Below are 21,225 nucleotides of genomic sequence, written 5' to 3' on the forward strand. Positions count from 1 at the left end.
TGGTCACGGCTAACTGAACAGCAGCCAAACGAGTGAAGGCGGTGGGGGTGGCTCAGCGTAAGAGCCGTAGTGACCGGCGCATCGACTTGATCGAGGCCGCGCGCAGGGCCATCATCCGTCACGGCATCGACGGCGTACAGCTCTCGCACGTCGCCGAGGAGGCCGGTCTGACCTCCGGCGCGGTGCTCTACCACTACCCCGACCTCAGCGAACTGCTGGTCGAGGCGCAGCACGCGGGCATGGAACGCTTCTACGAGCAGCGCGTGCGGCAGCTCACCACCCTCACCGACCCGGTCGAGAAGCTGGTGCTCACGATCAAGTCCGGGCTGCCGACCGGCTCGCTCGACCCCGACGTCCGCCTGCTCAACGAGCTGGGCGGGGCCGCGGGCCGCAACCGGGTCTACGGCGTGCTGCTCACCTCCCTCTACGACCGCCAGGTCTCGATGTACCAGGCGGTCCTGGACACCGGCGCCGCGCTGGGGGTGTTCAGGCTGAGCGCCGACTCGCTGACGATCGCCCGCAACCTGGTGGCGCTGGAGGACGCGTACGGCTACCGCATCACGGCCAGGCACCCGGTGATCGGCCCGGCCGAGGCGGCCGAGCTGATCCTCTCGTACGCCCGCGCTGCCACGGGCAACGACCTGGCCCGCTGAGCTCACCGGTCGACCGCCATGATGACCGCGTCCTCGGCCTTCCAGCGCACCTTGACCTTCGCGCCCGCCTTCACCGTGCTCGCGCCCTGCACGGCGACCAGCACCGGCTTGACGTGGCCCGGTACGTCCACGGAGATGTGCGACACGCCTCCGTAGAAGCTGACGTCCAGGACGCTGCCCTTGAGGCCGCGGGTGGCGCTCTCGCCGGCCAGCTCGACCTTCTCCGGCCGGATCGCCAGCAGCGCCTTGGCGCCCGCCTCGAGCTCTTCGAGCGGGGCGCCGGCCAGCATGCCGAAGTCTTCGGTCTTGATGCCGTCGAGGCCGCTGGCCGTGCCGTGGAAGAGGTTGTTGGCGCCGACGAAGTCGGCCACGAACGCCGTGCGGGGCCGCTCGTAGAGCGCGATCGGCTCGTCCACCTGCCGCACCTTGCCGCTGTCGAAGACCGCGATGCGGTCGGCCAGCGACATGGCCTCCTCCTGGTCGTGCGTGACCACCACGAACGTGATGCCCACCTCGTGCTGCAGCCGCTTGAGCTCCAGCTGCATGTCGGCGCGGACCTTCTTGTCCAGGGCCGACAGCGGCTCGTCGAGCAGCAGCAGGCGGGGCCGCTTGACGATGGAACGCGCCAGAGCGACCCGCTGCCGCTGGCCGCCGGAGAGCTGGGCGGGCTTGCGGTCCGCGTGCGCCGACAGCCCGACGGTCTCCAGCACCTCGCCGACGCGCTGCTTCACCTCCTGGCGGGGCAGCCGCTCGCGCTCCAGGCCGTAGGCCACGTTCTTGGCCACGGTCATGTGGGGGAACAGCGCGTACGACTGGAACATGAGGCTGATCGGCCGCCGGTTCGGCTGCTTGGACAGCAGGTCCTCGCCGTCCAGCGTCACCGTGCCCCGGTCGGGCGTCTCGAACCCGGCGATGATGCGCAGCAGCGTGGTCTTGCCGCAGCCCGAAGGGCCGAGCAGGGCGAAGAACTCACCCTGGCCGATCTCCAGCGACACCTCGTCGAGCGCCGTGACCTCCCCGAACCTGCGGGTGATCCCGTCAATCCTGAGCACGTCTCTCCCCGATCTTCGTCATGCGCTGCCCGGCGATCACCGCCGTGAAGCTCACGAGGAGCAGGATCGCGGCCAGCGCGTTGATCTTCGGGGTGACCCCGAAACGGATCATCGAATAGATCACGATCGGCAGCGTCTGGTCGCTGTTGCCGATCGTGAAGAACGCGATCACGAACTCGTCCAGCGACAGCGTGAACGCCAGCAGCGCGCCGGCGACGATGCCAGGCGTCAGCTGCGGAAGCGTGATCTTCAAGAACGTCGTGACCGGCCCCGCGCCCAGATCCCGCGAGGCCTCCTCCAGCGAGGTGTCGGAGTTGGTCAGCCTGGTGCGCACCACCGCGGCCACGAACGCCATCGCGAACAGGCCGTGGGCGAGGATCACCGAGTACAGGCCGAGCGTGAGCTGGATCAGGCCGTAGAACAGCAGCAGGCCGATCGCGATCACCAGGTCGGGCAGGACCGCCGGCATGAGCGCGATGGCGTCCAGCGTCTTGGACCTGGTGTGCCGGGCCAGCCCGACGGCCAGCAGCGTGCCGAGCACGGTGGCGATCACCGTGGAGCCGGTGGCCACGATCAGCGTGTTGACCAGGCCGTCCCTGACCAGCTTGTCGTTGACCAGCTCGCCGTACCACTTGAGGCTGAAGCCCTCGTACGTGTACGCCGACTTGCCGGAGTTGAACGACATGACGACGAGCACGACGATCGGCAGGTACAGGAAGACGTACGTGGCCCAGAACGGGACGTACAGGAGCTTTGACCTACGCACGGCGCGCCACCCTGGCCTGCACGATGAGCAGCACGATCAGCACCGCGATGAGCGCCAGCGCGAGCGTCGAGCCGAACGGCCAGTCGCGGGCCTTCAGGAACTGGTCGCGGATCAGATTGCCCACCATGATCGACTTGCTGCCGCCGAGGATCTCGGGGATGACGAAGTTGCCGAAGCTCGGCACGAACACGAACAGGCACCCGGTCATCACGCCCGGGACCGTCATCGGCAGCGTGACCTTCCTGAAGGTGGTGAACGCCGAGGCGCCCAGGTTGGCCGAGGCCTCCCTGAGCTGCGGGTCGAGCCGCTCGATGGCGGAGTACAGCGGCAGCACCATCAGCGGCAGGTACGAGTAGAGCAGCCCGGTGACGATCGTGCCCTGCTTGTAGAGCAGCTCCAGGTCCGTGCCCAGCAGCGAGTTGACCACGCCGGGGCCGCTCAGCAGGATGATCCAGGCGTACACGCGGATGATGAAGTTCGTCCAGAACGGCAGCACGATGGCGACCAGCGCCACCGTCTTCCACTTCGGCGGCAGCTGCGCGATCAGGTAGGCCGTCGGATAGCCGATCAGCAGCGCGATCAGCGTCGTCAGGGTCGCGATCTTCAGCGAGGTGCCCACCACGCCGAGGTAGAGCGGATCGACCAGGCGCTCGAAGTTCTCGGTGGTGAACTCGTAGACGACGCCGCCGAAGCGGCCGCGCTGGAACACCGTGTTGCTGAGCACCAGCGCGAGCGGCACCAGCAGCAGCACGATCAGATAGGTGACGCCGGGTGACAGGAAAACGAACGCGCCCAGCCGGCGTCCTTTGGACGCCGGCCGGGCCTTGACCTCAGACTTCACCGTTTACTGCTGCGCCGTGATTTCGGTCGACAAGCGCGTGAACTTGGTCGACGCCTGGCCCAGGTCGATGATCGACTCACCGTTGAGCAGCTCGGCGGGCTTGATGTCCAGCAGCGAGCCCTTGGGCACCTGCACCCGATCCATGGCCGCCTTGTTCGGGACCTTGTAGTTGATGTTCTCGGCGGCCCAGCTGTGGATCTCGGGGTCGAGGATGTAGTTGATCAAGGCGTGCGCGGCCTCCTTGTTCTTGGAGGACTTCATGATCACCATGGTGTCCACCCAGAGGTCGCTGCCCTCCTTCGGCACCTTGAACTTGATGTTGCCCTTCGGGTCCGTGGTCGGGCACCAGCCGTCCCACGCCTCGACCATCATGGCCTCGCCGGACTTCAGCTTGTCGCCGAACGTGGTGTCGTCGTAGGTGAGCAGGTGGGGCTTCTGCGCGACGAGGAGGTCCTTGACCTTGGCGATCTCGTCGTCCTTGTCGGTGTTGACCGAGTAGCCGAGCGCCTTGAGCGCGGGCAGCGCGAGCCAGCGCTCGGTGGTCATCATGGTGACCTTCTTGTCGGCCCAGGCCGGGGGCTTGAGCAGATCGTTCCAACTCGTCGGCTCGGACTTCACCAGGTCGGAGCGGTAGCAGATGCCGGTCGTGCCCCAGGTGTAGGGCACCGAGTACTTGTTGCCCTTGTCGTAGGAGAGCTGGGTGGCCTCCGGGTAGAGGTTGGCCAGGTTGGGGATCAGCTCGGGGTGGATCGGCTCCAGCAGGCCCGCCGCGTTGAGCGCCTGGGCGTACTGGCCGGACACGAACGCCACGTCGATGCCGCTGTCACCGGGGGCGGTGAGCTTGGTCATCGCGATCTCGTTGGTGTCGTGCAGGGCGACCTTGATGTCCTTGACCTTGAGCTTCGCCTTGACCTTCGCCGGCAGCTCCTCGGGCGTGTAACCCGGCCAGACGGTGATCTGGAGCGACTGCTGCGACAGGTCCGCGTTGGGCTTGAGCTGGTCCGCCGCCGCCGGCGTCGTGCCTTCTGAGCTGGTCGACGACTCACCGCCGCACGCCGCGACGGCGAGCGCGAGGCCGGCCGCTGTGACAGCGACCGGGAGACGACGGGTGAACCGGATACGGGACACGGCCGCTACTCCTTCTGGATTTTGTGCAGTTTTGAGGGGTCGCGCGACCTTACCGGACACAGCAGACCAGAGCAGGAGTGTTGCAGGGGAAATCAACATGAGCAAGACTTTTGCTGACATTGCTACCTGGAAGTTTGGTCTACGAGTTGAATTGGGATTCAATAGCAGATCGGCTGCTCTCTCTCGGTGAGAGGCCCCTCACGGCCCGAGACCGGGGTGTCAGCGCCACACTTCTCCCGCTGCTGGAGGGTGAGGTGCCGCCGCCGTTCGCGGTGCGGCGCTTCCTCCCGCTGCCCACCCTCTCGTACAGCCTTGGAGATCTCCACACTGGGGCCCCAGGTGAGCGGGAGTTCGGCGCGCACGTGGACCAGACGAACTACTCGGTGATCGTGGACGAGAAGGTCGTCGTCAAGTGGATCGCCCCACCCGTCCCCCTGCCCCACCCCACCCCAGAGGTCTTCGCCCACCTCGTTGAGGCGGGGTTCAACGACACAGCACCCCCTTACGCGGCCCTGACCCGCGCTGTGGACGGGACCGAGCAGCTCCTGGCCCTGGTCACGGGCTACCTTCCGGAGGCGCGCGACGGCTGGGAGTGGTGCGTCGACGAGGCCGAGGCCGGCGCCACGGACTTCGCTCCCGTGCTCGGCCGACTCGCCGCCGACCTGCACCTCGCCCTCGCCACCCTCCCCACCCCCGCGCAGGAGCCCGGCGCCGCGGGTACGGCGGCCAGGGCGGAGGCCGCGCTCGCGGAGGCGCTCGCGCTCACGGACGGCGAGGACGGCGCGTGGCTGGCCGCGCGGACCCTGGCGATCCGGCGCGAGCTGGCCGCGCTCCAGGAGCCGATCACCGGCCCCCGCATCAGGATCCACGGCGACCTGCACGTGGGCCAGATCCTCAAATGGCGGGACGGCTACGCGGTGATCGACTTCGACGGCAATCCCACCGTCACCGACGCCGACCCGTGCCAGCCGGCCGCCAGGGACGTGGCCCAGCTCACCACGAGCATCGAGCACGTGGCCCAGGTGGCGATCAAGCGGAGGGGCACCGACCCCGGCGCGGCGGCGACCTGGGCGGCGAAGGCGCGCGCCGGGCTGCTGGCCGCCTACAGGGCCCGCCTGGCCGAGAAGGACCGGCCGGACCTGCTCGACGAGAGACTGGTCCGGCCGTTCGAGGTGGAGCAGGAGTGCCGCGAGCTCATCTACGCCGCCCGCCACCTGCCCCGCTGGCGCTACGCCCCCATGGGCGTCCTGCGCACCTGGTACCAAGAGGAGAACATCACGTGAATTCCGAGCTCTACCTGTCCGACCTGGAGGCCAAGCCGGCGGCGCTCAGGAGCCTGGCCGCCGCCCTGAGGGAGGAGAACCCGTTCGCGGCGCTCCCCTCGGGCCTGACCCGGGTGCTCTTCCTGGGCATGGGCAGCTCCCGGTACGCCGCGGGCGTGGCCGCGCTGCGCCTGCGCCGGGCGGGCGTGGACGCGTACGCCGACTACGCCTCCGCGGAGGCCACCTACCCGGCCGCCGCCGACACCCTGGTCGTCCCGATCTCGGCCAGCGGTTCGAGCAGGGAGACCCTCGACGCCGTGGAACGGTACACGGGCGGCCCGTCCTACCTGGCGGCACTCACCAACATCCAGGGCTCCCCTCTCGCCGAGCGGGCCGACCTGGTGGTCGACATGCGCGCGGGCGAGGAGCGCGGCGGCGTCGCCTGCCGGACGTTCCAGCACACCCTGGCCCTCCTCCTGGCCCTGGAGGCCCACCTCACCGGGACGGGCCGCGACCTGCCGAAGCTGCTGGAGCGGGCCGCCGAGGCCACGACGGACCTCCTGGACAGGAGGGACGAATGGCTTCCCATGACCATGGAGCTGCTGGACGGCGATCGTGGCGTCTACACCGTCGCCCCCGCCGAGCGGCTGTCGTCGGCCGAGCAGTCGGCGCTGATGTTCCGCGAGGGCCCGCGCCGTCCCGCCGACGCGTGCGAGACGGGCGACTGGTCACACGTGGACGTCTACCTCACCAAGACGCTCGACTACCGCGCGCTGCTCTACCCCGGCTCCCGCTACACCGAGCAGGCCATGGACTGGGTGCGCGAGCGCGGCTCCACGGTGGTCACGGTGGGCGGCGAGGTCAAGGACGCCAGGGCCGCCGTCAGGTACGCGCACGACGACGACCCGGACGTCGCCCTGCTCACCGAGACGCTGGTGGCCGAGCTGGTCGCCGGGAATTGGTGGTCGGCGCGGTAGTCAGTGGGCCCGCGCGGCGAGCGCGTGCTCGACGAGCGCGATGAGGGTGTTCCTGACCGCCGGCCGCGCCCGCGCGTCGGTGCGGATGACCGGTATGTGCGGGGAGAGCGTGAGCGCCTCCCGCACCTCGCTCTCGCTGTGCGGGAACACCCCGTCCCAGCCGTTCACCCCGATGACGAACGGGATGCCGGACTCCTCGAAGTAGTCGATGGCCGGGAAGCTGTCGGCCAGCCGCCGCGAGTCCACCAGCACCACGGCCCCGATGGCGCCGCGGACGAGGTCGTCCCACATGAACCAGAACCGGTGCTGCCCCGGCGTGCCGAACAGATAGAGGATCAGGTCGTGGTCCAGCGAGAGCCGCCCGAAGTCCATGGCCACGGTGGTGGTGGTCTTGCCCGGCGTGAGCCCGATGTCGTCGATGCCCTCGGACGCGTCCGTCATCACCGCCTCCGTGGTCAGCGGCATGATCTCGGACACGGAGCCCACGAACGTGGTCTTCCCTACACCGAACCCGCCCGCCACGACAATCTTCGTGGAGGTGAGCTGGCTAGAGCCTGCGAAGTCCACTCAATACCCTTTCGAGCAGGCCCCTGTCGGGAAGGCCCGCGTCCAGCTGGGGCTGGTACACCCTCACCAGCCCATCCGCCTCCATATCGGCCACCAGCACCCTCGCCACCCCGAGAGGAACGCCCAGCAGCGCGGAGATCTCCGCCACGGAGCGCACCTGCCGGCACAGCTCGCTGATCGCGCGATATTCACGGGTGTACGTCATGCCGAGTCGTGCCGAGGTGGCCGACGATACCAGGGCCTCCATGGCGAGCTCCGTACGAGGAGTCGTCCTGCCACCGGTGACGGCGTACATCCGGACGAGCGAGCTGCGCTCCGGCTCCGGTTCATCGTTGTGCCACGATGCCAACGTCTACTCCCATCACCCTGTCTGTCCGGCCGCAGCGGGATCCATTACGGACGCGCCGCCGACAGTTCCGCCCGCACGGCAGGCGTGAGCACCTGCCCGGCGCGCTCGACCAGGATCGTCATCTGATAGGCCACCAGGCCCATGTCGCAGTCGGGCGCGGCCAGCACCGCCAGGCAGGATCCGTCGCTGATCGACATGACCAGCAGCAGGCCGCGGTCCATCTCGACGAGCGTCTGGGTGACCCCGCCGCCTTCGAACACGCGCGCCGACCCCTGCGTGAGGCTGACGAGCCCGGCCGCGATCGCGGCCAGCTGGTCGGCGCGATCTTTGGGGAAGCCCCTGGAGTAGGCCATCGGCAGCCCGTCGGCGGACACGACCACCGCGTGCGCCACGCCAGGGACCTCGTCGACGAAGCTGCTGACCAGCCAGTTCATGTCCCTGGCCGCCTGGCTGAGCTCCTTCATGAGTCCTCCTCGAGCTCGGCGCGACCCTTGCGCACACCCTGCTGGTAGCTGGCCAGCCTGTTGCGCAACCGGTCAGGCGACACCGGAGGAGCGGAAGCGGTCGGGGGTTTCGGACTCGCGGTGCCCGGTACCAGATTCGCCCTCGGAGTCCGCTTCGGCAAGCCTGAGTTGGTCATGCCGTTCTGCGCCGGTTCGGCGGCCGCGCCGGCCGCCTGCCAGCCCTGATCGGCGGGTGAGGACCAGGCCGGGTCGCGATGGTCGGCCGTGGGCGTGGTCTTGGTGAACCAGCCGCTCCCCTCGACGGCGGAGTAGATGGGCAGGAACTCCTCGTCCCTGGACGGCGCCGGCGGGGTGGCGAACGACGGGTAGGAGTCCGCCGGCCCGCCCAGGTCCGGCGGTAGCTGCTCGACCGAGTACGCCTGCGACGAGCTGAACCAGGACGACGGCTCGGGCGCCGCGGGCACGATGTCCAGCGACGGATGCCCGTGCGGGGGCCCGGGAAAGGGGTCCGCGGGCGGCAGGGTCCCGAAGGACGGGTGTCCCGGGAAGGGCGCGGCCGGTGTCGGCGGGTGGGCCTGCCTGGGCACCGGGATGCGCGCCGGCACGGGCACCGCACCCGGCATCGTGCCCGACACCGCCGTGAGCAGCGCGGGCGGGATCAGCACCATGGCGGTCAGCCCGCCGATGTCCTGCATGCGCAGCTGGACGCGGATGCTGTGCCGCAGGGCCAGCCGGCCGACCACGAACAGGCCCATGCGCCGCGACACCGACACGTCCACGACGGGCGGGTTCGCCAGCCGCCAGTTGGCCTCGGCCAGCTCCTCGGCGCTCATGCCGATGCCGTGGTCGGTGACCGACAACATCAGCGAGCCGGTGTCGATGCGGCTGCTGGAGATGATGACCTTGGTGTCCCGCGAGGAGAACGAGACCGCGTTCTCGACCAGCTCGGCCAGCAGGTGCACCACGTCGGTGACGGCCTGGCCGGCGATGGCGACGTCCGACTGGACCTGGATGCTGACCCGGTCGTAGCTCTCGACCTCGCCGAGCGCGGCCCGGACGATGTCCATCAGCTCGACCGGCTCGCTCCACTTGCGGGCCGCCTCCTGGCCGGCCAGGACCAGGAGGTTCTCGCTGTTGCGGCGCATGCGGGTGGCCAGGTGGTCGAGCTTGAACAGGTCGCCGAGCCGGGTGTCGTCGCGCTCGCCGCGCTCCAGCCGCTCGATCAGCGTGAGCTGCCGCTCGACCAGCGTCTGGCTGCGCCTGGACAGGTTGACGAACATGGCGTTGACGTTCGCCCGCAGCTTGGCCTCGTCGCCCGCCAGCCGTACGGCCTCGCGGTGCACCTCGTCGAACGCGCGGGCGACCTCGCCGACCTCGTCCCTGGAGAAGATCCCGATGGGCGGGACCTCGGCCTGGACGGCGCCGTCGCGGGACTCGCGCAGGTGCTGGACGAAGTCCGGCAGCCGCCTGCCCGCGATCTCCAGCGCCTCGCCGCGCAGGCGGCGCAGCGGCCGCACGAGCGACCTGGCCACTCCGGTGGTGATGAGCAGGACCGCCACGAGCAGCGCGAGCACGGCGCCCGCGGTCACGAACGCCTGCTGCCGCTCGTCCGCGCTGAGCGCCTCGCTGCGTGCCACGATGCCCTGGGCCTGGCGCTCCTCGACCTCGCGCATGGAGTCGACGACCACGTTGGCCGCGTCGAACCACTCCTTGGCGTCGTCGCGCTTGCTCAGGTCGAGGCCGCGCAGCGGCAGTCCCTTCGTGCTCCTGATCAGCACCAGCTCGCGCAGGAACAGCATGCGGTCGGCGGACCTGCCGTTGACGGTCTCGTCGAAGAAGCGGCGCTCGTCGGCGGTGGCCTCGGTCGAGTACGCCTTGCGCTCGTTCAGCTCCTTGGACTGCTCGCCGAGGAAGCGCTTGAGCTGGTCCTGGTCGAACGCGCCCTCGACGAGCACCGCGGTGACCAGCGCCTGCTGGTAGGAGACGCTCTCCTTCGCTCTCGCCAGGGCGTTCAGCATGCGGGTCTGGCGGAACAGCTCGTCGTCCACGCTGTCCTTGATCAGCTCGTTGTGGACGGAGAGCAGGTCGCCGATCACGGTCGTGTAGAGCTCGACGGCGGGGCCCGGCAGCAGGTTGGCCTCCAGCGCCTGCTTGCGCAGGGCGGTCAGGTCGTCCAGGCGGCTGAGCAGGTTCTCGAGCTGGTCGGCGCTACGGCCGCTGACCTCGGTCAGCAGTTGCCCGGCGGTGCCGCGTACCTGCCTGACGGCCAGGTCGGCCTGGTCCATCTGGGCCTGCACCGTGGAGAGCATGCCCGCCGGCCGGTTGCGCGCGATGTACCAGGCGGTCGTGGCCCGCTCGGCCGCGACCTGGTGGGTGAGCGCGCCCAGCTCGGCGGAGAGCTGGGCGAACTGGTTGGTACGCGCGTAGTCACCGGCGGCTGACGTCCTGGCGAGCACCTGGATGCCGCCGAGCAGGACGGCGGCGGCCGTCGGGATCAGGATGAGGGCGACAAGGCGCGCGCGGACGCGCCAATTGCTCAGCCGCCAGTTGCCGTTACTGGCCTGCCTCTCACCCAACGCTGTAGTCACCGAACGCACCTCGCCCGAATCGGCGTATTTGAGGGGGCTGTGTCCCATGGGAAATCAGCTAAGTGCCGGCCAATTAGAACACATCCCACAGCAGTGTGGCCCACCCGAACATAACGCTACAAAAAGCGACTCGTGTGACTCAAGTGCCAAAACCTGGAGCTCCATGATTCATGATCGGAAAGCGGGAAATAACCCCCTAAAGAGTTGAATGTCCCTATGTGGGGCTTTAGTACGTTCCAATCCCATAACACCACAGGAGCATGGAGGTCTCTGGAGTGTCACGGCGTTGAGATTTCCGTTAATCGCGCCATATGTTGTGGCGGTCAAAGAAGGAGGCGAGGGTGGGGGATTCTCCCGACAGCGCGGCCATCACTGTTGAGGGCCTTTGGAAGATCTTCGGATCCAGGGCGCAGAAAGTCCTGGACAGCGAGGACAGGCATCTCGAGCAGGCCGCACTGAGAGAGAAGACCGGCTGCACCGCCGCCGTCAGGGACGTGAGCTTCGAGGTGCGACCGGGCGAGGTCTTCGTGGTCATGGGCCTGTCCGGCAGCGGCAAGTCCACCCTCGTACGCTGCCTCACCCGGCTGATCGAGCCCAGCGCGGGCGAGATCAGGATCGGCGGCGAGGACATCGGCCGCGCCTCCCCCGCCCGGCTCCGGGAGATCCGCCGCCACCAGGTCAGCATGGTCTTCCAGCATTTCGGCCTGCTACCGCACCGCAAGGTGATCGACAACGTGGCGTACGGGCTGGAGATCCAGGGCACCGCCAAGGCGGCCAGGCACGCGCGGGCGGCGGAGATCCTCTCCCTCGTCGGCCTCGACGGGTACGCCGACGCCTACCCCGACCAGCTCTCCGGCGGCATGCAGCAGCGCGTCGGCCTGGCCCGCGCGCTGGCCGTGGACCCGCAGGTGATGCTGTTCGACGAGCCGTTCAGCGCGCTCGACCCGCTGATCAGGCGTGACATGCAGGCCGAGGTGATCCGCCTGCACCGGGAAGTCGGCAAGACGATGGTGTTCATCACGCACGACCTGTCCGAGGCGCTGAAGCTGGGCGAGCGGATCGCGATCATGCGGGCGGGCTCGATCGTGCAGCTCGGCACCGCGGAGGAGCTGGTGGGCGCGCCCGCCGACGACTACGTGGCCGACTTCGTCCGCGACGTGCCCAGGAGCCACGTGCTGACGCTGCGCTGGATCTGCCGCGAGCCCGAGTCCGGCGAGCCGCTGGACGGGCCCGTCCTCCCGGCCACCACGCTCGTCATGGACGCCATCGGCGCCTCGTCCGCCTCCTCCCGCCCCATCAGGGTGGTGGACGGCGACGACCTCGTGGGCGTCGTGGACCGCGTGGACCTGCTGACCTTCCTGTCCGGCGCGGACGTCACGGTGAAGGCATGAGCTCCACCGCGGTCACCACGCCCTCGTCCCGGCTGAAGGTGCCGAGGTGGGCGGTCCCCGCCGGGGTGGCGGTCCTCTTCGTGGTGGCGTACCTGGTCTTCCGCGGCACGGCGACGCTGCCGCACGACAAGGAGGCGCCGCAGTTCCTGGCCGTCACCGACCTGCGCGAGTGGATCGACGACCACCGCAACGACAACCCGCTCTTCCTGTACTTCCTCAACTACATCCGGCTCTTCGTGGGCTGGCTGTACGGCCTCTTCCAGTCCGTCCTGTACGCGCTCGGCTGGCCCGGCATCACCGGTGTCTTGGGCGCGCTGGCCTGGCTGGCGGGCGGCTGGCGGATCGGGCTGGCCGCGGTGGCGGGGGTGAGCGCGTTCGGCTTCCTGGGGCTCTGGCAGTCGAGCGTCGACACGCTGGCCCTGGTCGCGGTCTCGGTGCTGCTGTCGCTGGCGATCGGGATCCCGCTGGGCGTCTGGGCCGGGCTCTCGGGCCGCGTCCGGCGGGTGATCACGCCGGTGCTGGACGTCATGCAGATCATGCCGACGTTCGCGTACCTGGCGCCGCTCGCGCTGTTCTTCCACATCGGCGCCCCGGCCGGGGCCATCGCGACGATGATCTACTCGATCCCACCGGCCATCCGCATCACCGCGCTGGCCATCTCCGAGGTCTCGCCCACGGCCGTCGAGGCGTCCGGCTCGCTGGGCGCGACGCGCCGGCAGACGCTGTTCAAGGTCTACCTGCCGCTGGCCAGGTCGACGATGGCGCTGGCGGTCAACCAGACGATCATGATGGCCCTGTCCATGGTCGTCATCGCCAACCTGATCTCCGCGCCCGGCCTGGGCGGCGACATCATCCGCGGCCTGTCGCGGGCGCAGGTCGGCATCATGCTCCCGGCCGGCGTGGCCATCGTCATCATGGCGGTGCTGCTCGACCGGACCATGATGGCGATCGCCCACCGCGGGCCGCACTCGAAACCGAGCCTGGTCGATCTCGTCGCCGCCGGCGTGCTGGCGGTGGCCGGGGTCGCGCTCATCCCCGTGCTGCCCAGGACGTGGCCGGAGAGCCTCACGGTCAACTTCGTGGCCGAGGTGAACGACGCCGTCCGCTGGGCCGAGACCAGCTGGTACGGGGTGACCACGTTCATCAAGGACCTCACGACCGGCGTCCTGCTCAACCCGCTGGAGACGCTGCTCACCTCGTCCCCGTGGTGGCTGGTCGCCCTGGCGGTGCTGGCCGTGGCCTGGCGGGTGAGCGGCGTACGCGCGGCGCTGACGGCCCTCGTCTGCCTGCTGGCCATCGCGCTGCTCGGCGTCTGGGAGCACACCATGCAGACGCTGACCACGGTCGTCGTCGCGGTGTTCGTCACGCTGGTCGCCGGCCTGCTGCTCGGCGTGGCCGCGGCCCGCTCGCCGCGATATTCGGCCGTGCAGCGGCCCATACTCGACGCCGCGCAGACCATGCCGGCGTTCGTCTACCTGCTGCCGGCGCTGGCGCTGTTCGAGACCACCCGGTTCACGGCGATCTTCGCCTCCGTCATCTACGCGGTGCCGCCGGTGGTGCGGCTGGTCGAGGACGGCATCAAGGGCGTGCCCGCCACGGTCGTCGAGGCGGCCACCTCGGCGGGCTCGACCTCGGGCCAGCTCCTGTGGAAGGTGCAGCTGCCCATGGCCAGGCGGGCGATCCTGCTCGCGGCCAACCAGGGCATCGTGATGACGCTGGCCATGGTGGTCGTCGGCGGTCTGGTCGGGGCAGGGGCCCTCGGCTACGACGTGGTCGTCGGATTCTCCCAGCGACCCGACTTCGGCATGGGCTTCATAGCCGGCATCGCGACCGTGCTGCTCGGCGTCATGCTCGACCGCATCACGCAGGGCGCCGACAGGCGCCCCTCCCCCCGAAAAAGGAAAACCACATGAAGATTCGCCTGCTCGCAGGCCTCCTCGCCCTTGGACTCGCCGCTGTCGGTTGCGGCGGAGCCAAGGTCGAGACCTCTCCCAGCTCTTCCGCCGCCCCGGCGGCCTCCGGATCGAGCGCCGCCACCGGGACCGTGAAGATCGCGATCAACCCGTGGGTGGGCTACGAGGCCAGCGCGAACGTCGTCGCGTACCTGCTGAAGAACGAGCTCCACTACAACGTCGAGCTGCCCGAGATCAAGGAGCAGCTCGCCTGGGAGGGCTTCGAGACCGGCGACGTCGACGTCATCATCGAGAACTGGGGCCACCCGGACCTGAAGAAGAAGTTCATCGAGGAGAAGAAGGTCGCGACCGAGGCCGGCTCCACCGGCAACAAGGGCATCATCGGCTGGTACGTACCGAAGTGGATGGCCGACAAGTACCCGGACATCACCGACTACAAGAACCTCAACAAGTACGCCTCCCTGTTCAAAACCTCGGAGTCCAGCGGCAAGGGCCAGCTCCTCGACGGTGACCCCAGCTACGTCACCAACGACGAGGCCCTGGTCAAGAACCTGAAGCTGAACTACAAGGTCGTCACCGGCGGCAGCGAGGCGGCTCTGCTCAAGTCCGCCACGCAGGCGCAGGAGCAGCAGAAGGCGCTGCTGTTCTACTTCTGGACGCCGCACTGGCTCTTCGACAAGGTGGACCTGGTCCGCGTGAACCTGCCGGCCTGGACCGACGGCTGCGACGCCGACCCCAAGAAGGTCGCCTGCGACTACCCGGAGATGGACCTCGACAAGATCGTCAGCAAGAAGTTCGCGGACACCGGCGGCAAGGCGTACGAGCTGGTCAAGAACTTCAGCTGGACCAACGAGGACCAGAACGCCGTCGCCAACGACATGACCAACAACGGCCTGACCGGCGAGCAGGCCGCCAAGAAGTGGATCGAGGCCAACACCGCCAAGTGGCAGGCCTGGATCCCCAAGTGACCCCCTCTTGACCGCGGCCCCGGGCGGGGCCGCGGTCACCGGGAGACCCTCATGTTGCGAACGAACAAGCTCGTCGGGCCGCTGGTCGCGGCCCTGCTGCTGACGACCGCCTGCTCCGGCGAGGAGCCCGGCTCCGCCAAGGTGTCGAAAGGCGTCGTCAACATCGACATCCACGGCTGGGTCGGGTACGAGGCCCAGGCCGCCGTGCTGGCGTACCTGCTCGAACACGAGCTGGGTTACTCGGTGCACAAGCGGACCATGAAGGAGGGCGATTCCTGGGAGGATTTCGAGGAGGGCAAGGTCGATGTGATCGTCGAGAACTGGGGCCACAACGACCTGAAAAAGAAGTTCATCGAGCAGAAGAAGGTCGCTCTGTCGGCCGGGCTCACGGGGAACCAGGGCATCATCGGGTGGTACGTCCCCGAGTGGATGGTGAAGAAATACCCCGACATTACGGACTACCGAAACCTCAATAAGTACGCGCACCTTTTCCGGACCGACAAAACCGGAAATGCCGGACAGGTTCTGGACGGGGATCCGACATTCGTGACGAATGACGAGGTGCTCATCAAGAACCTCGGGCTCAATTACAAGGTCGTCTACTCGGGCAGCGAGGCGGCGCTGATCAAAGCGGCCGAGTTCGCCACCAAGAACCGGACGCCGCTGCTGCTGTATTTCTACGAGCCGCAATGGCTGTTCACCAAGGTCAAACTGGTCAAGGTGGCGCTGCCGCCCTATGCCCTGGGCTGCGACGACGACGCCAAGCGGGTCGCGTGCGACTACCCGCCGTACCTGCTCGACAAGATCGTCAGCAAGAAGTTCGCGCAGACCGGCGGCAAGGCGTACGAGCTGGTCCGCAACTTCACCTGGACCAACGACGACCAGAACTCCGTGGCCAGCGACATGATCAACGAGAAGATGACCGCCGAGCAGGCCGCCGAGCGGTGGGTGCGGGACAACAAGATCGTGTGGAAGGACTGGATCCCGCGCTGAGGCCCGGCGATCGAGGTGGCATGGGTGACAGTTGTTTCAGCCTAAACTGAACCCATGGCTCCTTCCGACGACCGCGAGCGGACGCTCGAGTGGGTCGAGCGCGTGGCGACCTTCTGCGGCGACGCCTGGGGCCTGGCGCCCATCACCGGGCGCGTGCTGGGCTGGCTGCTGATCTGCGTCCCCGCCGAGCAGTCCGCCGGCGAGATCGCCGACGCGATCGGGGCCAGCCGGGCGTCCATGACGTCCAACCTGCGCCTGCTGACCTCCATCGGCCTCGTCCGGCGGCGCACCCGGCCGGGCGAGCGCACCACGTTCTACCGCATCGAGGACGACGCGTTCGAGAAGGTCGTGCGGCAGCGGCTGGCCTCGTTCGCCGCGTTCGGGGAGATCGCCGAGGAGGGGCTGGAGCTGGGCGGGGATGACGAGGAGCGGATCCGGCGCATCCGCTCGGCCCAGCACTCCATCGCCCTCCTCACCGACCGGGTGAAGTGACGCCCTACCGGTCGAGCCGCTGGTAGCGGCGTACCGACAGGACGAAGAAGACGGCGGTGATCACCACCGGCCAGATCACCGCCATCAGGACGGCGTGCTGGGCCACCCAGGAGTCGCCGCCCCAGCCGGGGTTCCCGAAGAGCTCCCTGGCCGCCGCCACCGTGGACGACAGCGGGTTCCACTCCGAGATCGCGCCCAGCCAGCCCGGCATCGTGTCAGGGGCGACGAAGGCGTTCGACAGGAAGCCGACCGGGAACTCCAGCACCTGGATCGCCACCACGCCGCCCGGATCCCTGAGCAGCAGCCCCAGGTACATGCCGACCCAGAGCAGCGAGAAGCGCAGCAGGAGCAGCAGGCCCACGGCGGCCAGCGCGCCCCAGAACGAGGACGGCCGCCAGCCCACCGCCAGACCGCAGACCAGCAGCCCGCCCAGGATCAGGACCGAGTTGAGCAGGTCGGCCACGGCCCGGCCGATCAGCACGGCCGAAGGCGCCATGGGCATCGAGCGGAAGCGGTCGGTGACGCCCTTGGAGACGTCGGTGGCGACGGCCATCATGGTGGCGCTGAGACCGAAGAGCATCGTCATGCCGTACATGCCGGGCATGAGGAACGCGAAGTAGTCGGCCCCCGAGGGCACCTCGACCGCGCCGCCGAACAGGTAGCCGAAGGCCAGCGTGATCACCACGGGGAAGAGGATCCCGAACACCACCGTCATCGGCTGGTTAGCCCAGTGGATCAGGTCGCGGCGGGCGACGGTCCAGCCGTCTGCCAGAGCCCATCTCATACGGCGCCCCCTCGGCGGTCGGTGAGGTTCAGGAAGACTTCGTCGAGCGTGGGGCGGCGCACCGCCACGTCCTCGGCCTCGATCCCGGCGGCCGCCAGAGCCGCGAGCGCCTCCGTGAGCGCCCGCACCCGGTCGCTCACCGGCGCGCTCACGTGCCTGGTGTCCCGATCGACCTCGGCCGGCCCCGAGGCCGCCCCGCGGACGATCCCGGCGGCCTCGTCGAGCCGCGCCGGGTCGTGGATCACCACGTCGAGCCGGTCGCCGCCGAGCTTGGACTTGAGCTCGTCCGGCGGGCCCTCGGCCACCACCCGCCCGGCGTCGATCACCGCGATCCGGTCCGCGAGCTGGTCGGCCTCCTCCAGGTACTGCGTGGTCAGCAGCACGGTGGTGCCGCCGGCGACGAGGTCGCGCACCGCGCGCCAGATCTCCGTGCGGCTGCGCGGATCCAGCCCCGTCGTCGGCTCGTCGAGGAACAGCACGGGCGGCGCCAGGATCAGGCTGGCCGCGAGGTCGAGCCTGCGCCGCATGCCGCCCGAATACTCCTTGGCCGGCCCCTTGTGGTCCAGCCCGAACCGCTCCAGCAGCTCGTCCGCCCTGGCCCGGGCCCGCGACGGGCCGAGGTGGTGGAGGCGGCCGAACAGCTCCAGGTTCTGCCGCCCGGTCAGGATCTCGTCCACGGCGGCGTGCTGGCCGACGAGGCCGATGCTGCGGCGTACCTGCCGGGGCTGGGTCGCCACGTCGAACCCCGCCACCTCCGCGCGGCCGCCCGAGGCGCGCAGGAGGGTGGTGAGGATGCGGACGGTCGTGGTCTTGCCCGCGCCGTTGGGGCCGAGCAGGCCGTAGACCGTGCCCCGGCCCACGTCGAGGTCGATCCCGTCGAGCGCCGCCTTCTCGCCGTACTTCTTGCGCAGGTCCTGCGCGAGCACCGCCGGCATGCGTGTCCCCTCCCTTGATTCCGTACGCTGTACCGTACAGCATACGGTTCAAGACGGCAACCGTACGGTGTACCGTACGGATGTGACCGTTGAGTACCCGGGAAAGGGCGACCCGGCGCGCAGCCTGGCGCTGCTCTGGCGCACCAGCGAGCGCGTCAGCCGCAAGGGCAAGCCCGAGCTGAGCGTCGACCGCATCGTGCGCGCGGCCATCGAGGTGGCCGACGCCGAGGGGCTGGCGGCGCTGTCCATGCGCCGCGTGGCCGAGCGGCTGGGCGTCGGGACGATGTCCCTCTACACGTACGTGCCGGGCAAGCCCGAGCTGTTCGACGTCATGCTCGACACCGTCTACGGCGAGACGGCCAGGCCGCAGGACGTGCCCGGGGGCTGGCGGGGCCGGCTGGAGCAGATCGCCAGGGAGAACTGGGCCCTCTACCTGCGCCATCCGTGGCTGCTGCAGGTGGCGTCGAGCCGCCCGGTGCTCGGGCCCAACGTCACCGCCAAGTACGACTACGACCTGCGCGCCGTGGACGGCATCGGGCTGACGGACCTGGAGATGGACTCGGTGATCACGCTGGTCGCCGGGTTCGTGCACGGGGCGGCGCGCGGCGCGGTCGAGGCGGCGCAGGCCGAGAGCCTGACGGGCATGACCGACGAGCAGTGGTGGGCCGCGCACGCGCCCTTCCTCAGCCGGATCACCGACGCCGCCCGCTACCCCACGGCCGCGCGCGTCGGCCAGGCGGCGGGCGAGGCGCTCAACGCCGCCTACAGCCCGGGGCACGCCTTCGAGTTCGGCCTGCAGCGCGTCCTCGACGGCGTCGAGGCCCTGATAAACCGCCGATCAGCCTGACAGTTCAGCCCGACAGGGCCTTTTCGTAGGCCATCAGGGTGTCCACGAACATCCGCCGCTGCTCCGGCGTGAGCGGCTCCAGGGCCTCGCGCCAGGCCTTGGCGCCGTAGCCGAGCCACTCGTTGATCGACTCCTGGTGCCGGTCCGCGATGCTCACGATCGTACGGCGCCGGTCCGCGTCGTCCTCGCGCCGGTCCAGGACGCCCTTCCTGCTCAGATCCCCCACCATCAGGCTGACCGTCGCGGGCGCCACCTCCAGCCGGGCCGCCAGCTCGTTCACCGTCATCGGCCCGTCGAACAGCAGGTAGGCCAGCAGCGACAGGTGCCGGGGCGCCAGGGACAACGACTGCAGCTCAGAGGGCACCCCCAGCCGCTTGACCCGCCCGACCATCCGCGGCATCAGCAGCAGCAGCGTCCTGATCCCGTCGTCCACGCTCAAGCCGTCTGTTGACATGTCCAACACCTTGATGTCTAAATTAGCTTTGCTTGCAAAGCAAATACGAAGCCTCGTCCAAGGATATGACGTGACCGATTTCAATCAGCAGGTGATCGAGGAGTTCCGGGCGAACGGCGGCAAGGTGGGCGGCATGTTCGAGGGCGCGCCTCTCGTGCTGCTCACCACCACGGGCGCCAAGACGGGCCGGCGGCGCACCAACCCGGCCGTCTACCTGCGGGACGGCGAGCGGGTCCTGGTGTTCGCCTCCAACGCGGGCGGTGCCGCCCACCCGGCCTGGTATCACAACGTGCTCGCCAACCCGAGAGTCATCGTCGAGCTGGGAGAGGACCGGTTCGCGGCCCGGGCGGTGCCGCTCGAAGGCGAGGAGCGCGACCGCCTGTACGCCCGCCAGGCCGCGATCGATCCCGCCTTCGCCGCCTACCAGCAGAACACCGAGCGCGTCATCCCGGTCATCGCGCTGTACCCCGAGCGCGAGCGGCTGGAGGCGTTCGGGGACGAGCTGGCCAGGATCCACGACCACCTCAGGGGCGAGCTGGCCAAGGTCCGCCAGGGGGCGCCCGCCGGCGACCTGCGGGCGCACTGCCTGGCCTTCTGCGACGCGATGACCTTCCACCACAACGGCGAGGACCGGGTGGCGTTCCCGCACCTGGAGAAGCTCTTCCCCGAGCTGAAGGAGCCCCTCGACCGGCTGCGCGCCGAGCACGCGGTGATCGCCGGGCTGGTCGCCGAGCTGCGGGAGTCCCCCGGGCCGGCGACGCTGGAGCGCATCGCCGGCGAGATGGAGGCCCACTTCGCCTATGAGGAGCAGCAGCTGGTGCCGGTGCTCAACTCGCTGGAGAGCGTCCCCTGGGGCTAGCGCACGGGTGCGGCACGCAGCCGTACGACGTGCTCCACCAGCGAGATCAGCGTCGCCTTGACCGACTCGCGGTTGCGGGCGTCGGTACGCACGATCGGCACGTGCGGCGACAGCGCGAGCGCCTCCCTGACCTCCTGTTCGGCGTGCGGGAACTGCCCGTCCCAGCCGTTGACGCCGACCACGAACGGCAGCTTCGCCTCTTCGAAGTAGTCGATGGCGGGGAAGCTGTCGGCCAGCCGGCGGGTGTCGAGCAGCACCACCGCGCCGATGGCGCCGCGGACGAGGTCGTCCCACATGAACCAGAACCGGTGCTGCCCGGGCGTGCCGAACAGGTAGAGGATCAGGTCGCGGTCGAGCGAGAGGCGGCCGAAGTCCATGGCCACCGTCGTGGTCTGCTTGTTGGGGGTGAGACCGAGGTCGTCGATGCCCGCGGACGCGTCCGTCATCACCGCTTCTGTGGTGAGCGGAAGGATCTCGGACACCGCCCCCACGAACGTCGTCTTACCGACGCCGAACCCACCGGCGACGACGATCTTCGTCGACGTCAGCCCGGGGCTAGAGCCTGCGTAGTCCACTGAGCACCCTTTCGAGCATGTTGAGGTCTGGCTGTCCCTGGCTGAGGCGTGGCTGGTGCAGGCGGACGAGTCCTTCGTCGGACATGTCCGCCACGAGCACCCTGGCCACGCCCAGCGGGACGCGGAGCAGGGCCGAGATCTCGGCAACCGACCGGAACGACCTGCACAACTGCATGATGGCCTCCTGCTCGGGGGTGAGCATGGCCATCTCGTCGTCCGGGATCGACATCGACGAGATCAACGTCTCCATCGCGAGGTGATAGCGCGGCTCGGATCGGCCGCCCGTCACCGCGTAAGGACGGAACAGGGGCTCTTCGTCCCCAGCTCCGTCAACGCCGTACACGGCCCTCTCCCATCAGTTCCATCA

At 69.1% G+C, this 21,225-nt stretch carries 23 protein-coding genes; 10 read left to right on the forward strand and 13 right to left on the reverse strand.

The window, feature by feature from the left end; translation table 11 throughout:
• Positions 1–47: 47 nt before the first annotated feature.
• Positions 48–653: a TetR family transcriptional regulator gene (locus AB0L65_RS28110; protein ID WP_364250841.1), complete on the forward strand. Its 606-nt coding sequence runs from the start codon at positions 48–50 to the stop codon at positions 651–653.
• 2 nt (positions 654–655) lie between these two features.
• On the opposite strand, the gene AB0L65_RS28115 is transcribed toward AB0L65_RS28110, so the two are convergent.
• The 4 genes from AB0L65_RS28115 to AB0L65_RS28130 are packed head-to-tail and all read right to left on the reverse strand — an operon-like array spanning position 656 to position 4,440.
• Entirely contained in the window at positions 656–1,705 is a 1,050-nt protein-coding gene (locus AB0L65_RS28115) for an ABC transporter ATP-binding protein (RefSeq protein ID WP_350730237.1), read from the reverse strand.
• Positions 1,692–2,471, reverse strand: a complete 780-nt coding sequence (locus AB0L65_RS28120) for an ABC transporter permease (RefSeq protein WP_355207130.1) — start codon at positions 2,469–2,471, stop codon at positions 1,692–1,694. Before AB0L65_RS28120 ends, AB0L65_RS28115 begins: the two co-directional genes overlap by 14 nt.
• Positions 2,464–3,312, reverse strand: a complete 849-nt coding sequence (locus AB0L65_RS28125; protein WP_350730233.1) for an ABC transporter permease — start codon at positions 3,310–3,312, stop codon at positions 2,464–2,466. Before AB0L65_RS28125 ends, AB0L65_RS28120 begins: the two co-directional genes overlap by 8 nt.
• 3 nt (positions 3,313–3,315) lie before the next feature.
• Positions 3,316–4,440: a spermidine/putrescine ABC transporter substrate-binding protein gene (locus tag AB0L65_RS28130; RefSeq protein ID WP_364250844.1), complete on the reverse strand. Its 1,125-nt coding sequence runs from the start codon at positions 4,438–4,440 to the stop codon at positions 3,316–3,318.
• A 254-nt stretch (positions 4,441–4,694) separates the two neighbouring features.
• Here AB0L65_RS28130 and AB0L65_RS28135 point away from each other — a divergent pair, with 254 nt between their 5' ends.
• Both AB0L65_RS28135 and AB0L65_RS28140 read left to right on the forward strand, forming a co-directional pair.
• Positions 4,695–5,723 carry a hypothetical protein gene (locus tag AB0L65_RS28135; protein WP_364250847.1) on the forward strand — a complete coding sequence of 343 codons (1,029 nt, stop codon included), beginning with the start codon at positions 4,695–4,697 and terminating at the stop codon, positions 5,721–5,723.
• The gene (locus AB0L65_RS28140) at positions 5,720–6,679 is read left to right on the forward strand and encodes an SIS domain-containing protein (RefSeq protein WP_364250850.1); all 960 of its coding nucleotides are present in this window, start codon (positions 5,720–5,722) and stop codon (positions 6,677–6,679) included. Before AB0L65_RS28135 ends, AB0L65_RS28140 begins: the two co-directional genes overlap by 4 nt.
• Here the strand turns inward: AB0L65_RS28140 and AB0L65_RS28145 are convergent, their stop codons facing one another.
• The 4 genes from AB0L65_RS28145 to AB0L65_RS28160 all read right to left on the reverse strand — a co-directional run bounded on the left by AB0L65_RS28145 (position 6,680) and on the right by AB0L65_RS28160 (position 10,647).
• Positions 6,680–7,246, reverse strand: coding sequence for an ATP/GTP-binding protein (locus AB0L65_RS28145; protein WP_364250853.1), 567 nt, complete (start codon positions 7,244–7,246; stop codon positions 6,680–6,682). It lies immediately after the preceding gene.
• Complete coding sequence (locus tag AB0L65_RS28150) at positions 7,227–7,541, reverse strand: DUF742 domain-containing protein (protein WP_350730360.1); 315 nt, start codon at positions 7,539–7,541, stop codon at positions 7,227–7,229. Before AB0L65_RS28150 ends, AB0L65_RS28145 begins: the two co-directional genes overlap by 20 nt.
• Before the next feature lie 98 nt (positions 7,542–7,639).
• Positions 7,640–8,059, reverse strand: a complete 420-nt coding sequence (locus AB0L65_RS28155) for a roadblock/LC7 domain-containing protein (RefSeq protein WP_185071497.1) — start codon at positions 8,057–8,059, stop codon at positions 7,640–7,642.
• A complete protein-coding gene (locus AB0L65_RS28160) occupies positions 8,056–10,647 on the reverse strand; it encodes a nitrate- and nitrite sensing domain-containing protein (protein WP_364250856.1) in 2,592 nt (863 codons plus the stop codon). The genes AB0L65_RS28155 and AB0L65_RS28160 overlap by 4 nt, the downstream gene beginning before the upstream one ends.
• A gap of 341 nt (positions 10,648–10,988) precedes the next feature.
• Between AB0L65_RS28160 and AB0L65_RS28165 the strand changes: the two genes are divergently transcribed.
• Genes AB0L65_RS28165 through AB0L65_RS28185 form a run of 5 tightly spaced genes read left to right on the forward strand, consistent with a single transcriptional unit; the run spans position 10,989 to position 16,404 of the window.
• Positions 10,989–12,038 (forward strand): glycine betaine/L-proline ABC transporter ATP-binding protein, encoded by a 1,050-nt coding sequence (locus AB0L65_RS28165; protein WP_364250859.1) that lies wholly within the window; start codon positions 10,989–10,991, stop codon positions 12,036–12,038.
• Complete coding sequence (locus tag AB0L65_RS28170; protein ID WP_364250862.1) at positions 12,035–13,951, forward strand: ABC transporter permease subunit; 1,917 nt, start codon at positions 12,035–12,037, stop codon at positions 13,949–13,951. Before AB0L65_RS28165 ends, AB0L65_RS28170 begins: the two co-directional genes overlap by 4 nt.
• Positions 13,948–14,919, forward strand: coding sequence for an ABC transporter substrate-binding protein (locus tag AB0L65_RS28175; RefSeq protein ID WP_364250865.1), 972 nt, complete (start codon positions 13,948–13,950; stop codon positions 14,917–14,919). The genes AB0L65_RS28170 and AB0L65_RS28175 overlap by 4 nt, the downstream gene beginning before the upstream one ends.
• Before the next feature lie 51 nt (positions 14,920–14,970).
• Positions 14,971–15,912 (forward strand): ABC transporter substrate-binding protein, encoded by a 942-nt coding sequence (locus AB0L65_RS28180; protein WP_364250868.1) that lies wholly within the window; start codon positions 14,971–14,973, stop codon positions 15,910–15,912.
• Positions 15,913–15,966: 54 nt separating this feature from the next.
• Positions 15,967–16,404 carry a helix-turn-helix domain-containing protein gene (locus tag AB0L65_RS28185; protein ID WP_364250871.1) on the forward strand — a complete coding sequence of 146 codons (438 nt, stop codon included), beginning with the start codon at positions 15,967–15,969 and terminating at the stop codon, positions 16,402–16,404.
• Positions 16,405–16,408: 4 nt separating this feature from the next.
• Here the strand turns inward: AB0L65_RS28185 and AB0L65_RS28190 are convergent, their stop codons facing one another.
• Positions 16,409–17,188: an ABC transporter permease gene (locus AB0L65_RS28190; protein ID WP_364250874.1), complete on the reverse strand. Its 780-nt coding sequence runs from the start codon at positions 17,186–17,188 to the stop codon at positions 16,409–16,411.
• Positions 17,185–18,123, reverse strand: a complete 939-nt coding sequence (locus AB0L65_RS28195; protein WP_364250877.1) for an ATP-binding cassette domain-containing protein — start codon at positions 18,121–18,123, stop codon at positions 17,185–17,187. The genes AB0L65_RS28190 and AB0L65_RS28195 overlap by 4 nt, the downstream gene beginning before the upstream one ends.
• A gap of 82 nt (positions 18,124–18,205) precedes the next feature.
• On the opposite strand from AB0L65_RS28195, the gene AB0L65_RS28200 reads away from it, so the two are divergent.
• Positions 18,206–18,970, forward strand: a complete 765-nt coding sequence (locus AB0L65_RS28200) for a TetR/AcrR family transcriptional regulator (protein ID WP_364250880.1) — start codon at positions 18,206–18,208, stop codon at positions 18,968–18,970.
• 4 nt (positions 18,971–18,974) lie between these two features.
• On the opposite strand, the gene AB0L65_RS28205 is transcribed toward AB0L65_RS28200, so the two are convergent.
• The gene (locus AB0L65_RS28205) at positions 18,975–19,424 is read right to left on the reverse strand and encodes a MarR family winged helix-turn-helix transcriptional regulator (protein WP_355207159.1); all 450 of its coding nucleotides are present in this window, start codon (positions 19,422–19,424) and stop codon (positions 18,975–18,977) included.
• 70 nt (positions 19,425–19,494) lie between these two features.
• Between AB0L65_RS28205 and AB0L65_RS28210 the strand changes: the two genes are divergently transcribed.
• Complete coding sequence (locus AB0L65_RS28210) at positions 19,495–20,283, forward strand: nitroreductase/quinone reductase family protein (RefSeq protein ID WP_364250883.1); 789 nt, start codon at positions 19,495–19,497, stop codon at positions 20,281–20,283.
• On the opposite strand, the gene AB0L65_RS28215 is transcribed toward AB0L65_RS28210, so the two are convergent.
• Both AB0L65_RS28215 and AB0L65_RS28220 read right to left on the reverse strand, forming a co-directional pair.
• Positions 20,280–20,858, reverse strand: coding sequence for an ATP/GTP-binding protein (locus AB0L65_RS28215; RefSeq protein ID WP_192790679.1), 579 nt, complete (start codon positions 20,856–20,858; stop codon positions 20,280–20,282). The two genes, AB0L65_RS28210 and AB0L65_RS28215, sit on opposite strands and share 4 nt — an antisense overlap.
• Positions 20,839–21,201: a DUF742 domain-containing protein gene (locus tag AB0L65_RS28220; protein WP_185071484.1), complete on the reverse strand. Its 363-nt coding sequence runs from the start codon at positions 21,199–21,201 to the stop codon at positions 20,839–20,841. The genes AB0L65_RS28215 and AB0L65_RS28220 overlap by 20 nt, the downstream gene beginning before the upstream one ends.
• Positions 21,202–21,225 lie beyond the last annotated feature (24 nt).

Origin of the sequence: Nonomuraea sp. NPDC052116, assembly GCF_040680035.1 — a bacterium.
Classification (GTDB): domain Bacteria; phylum Actinomycetota; class Actinomycetes; order Streptosporangiales; family Streptosporangiaceae; genus Nonomuraea; species Nonomuraea angiospora_A.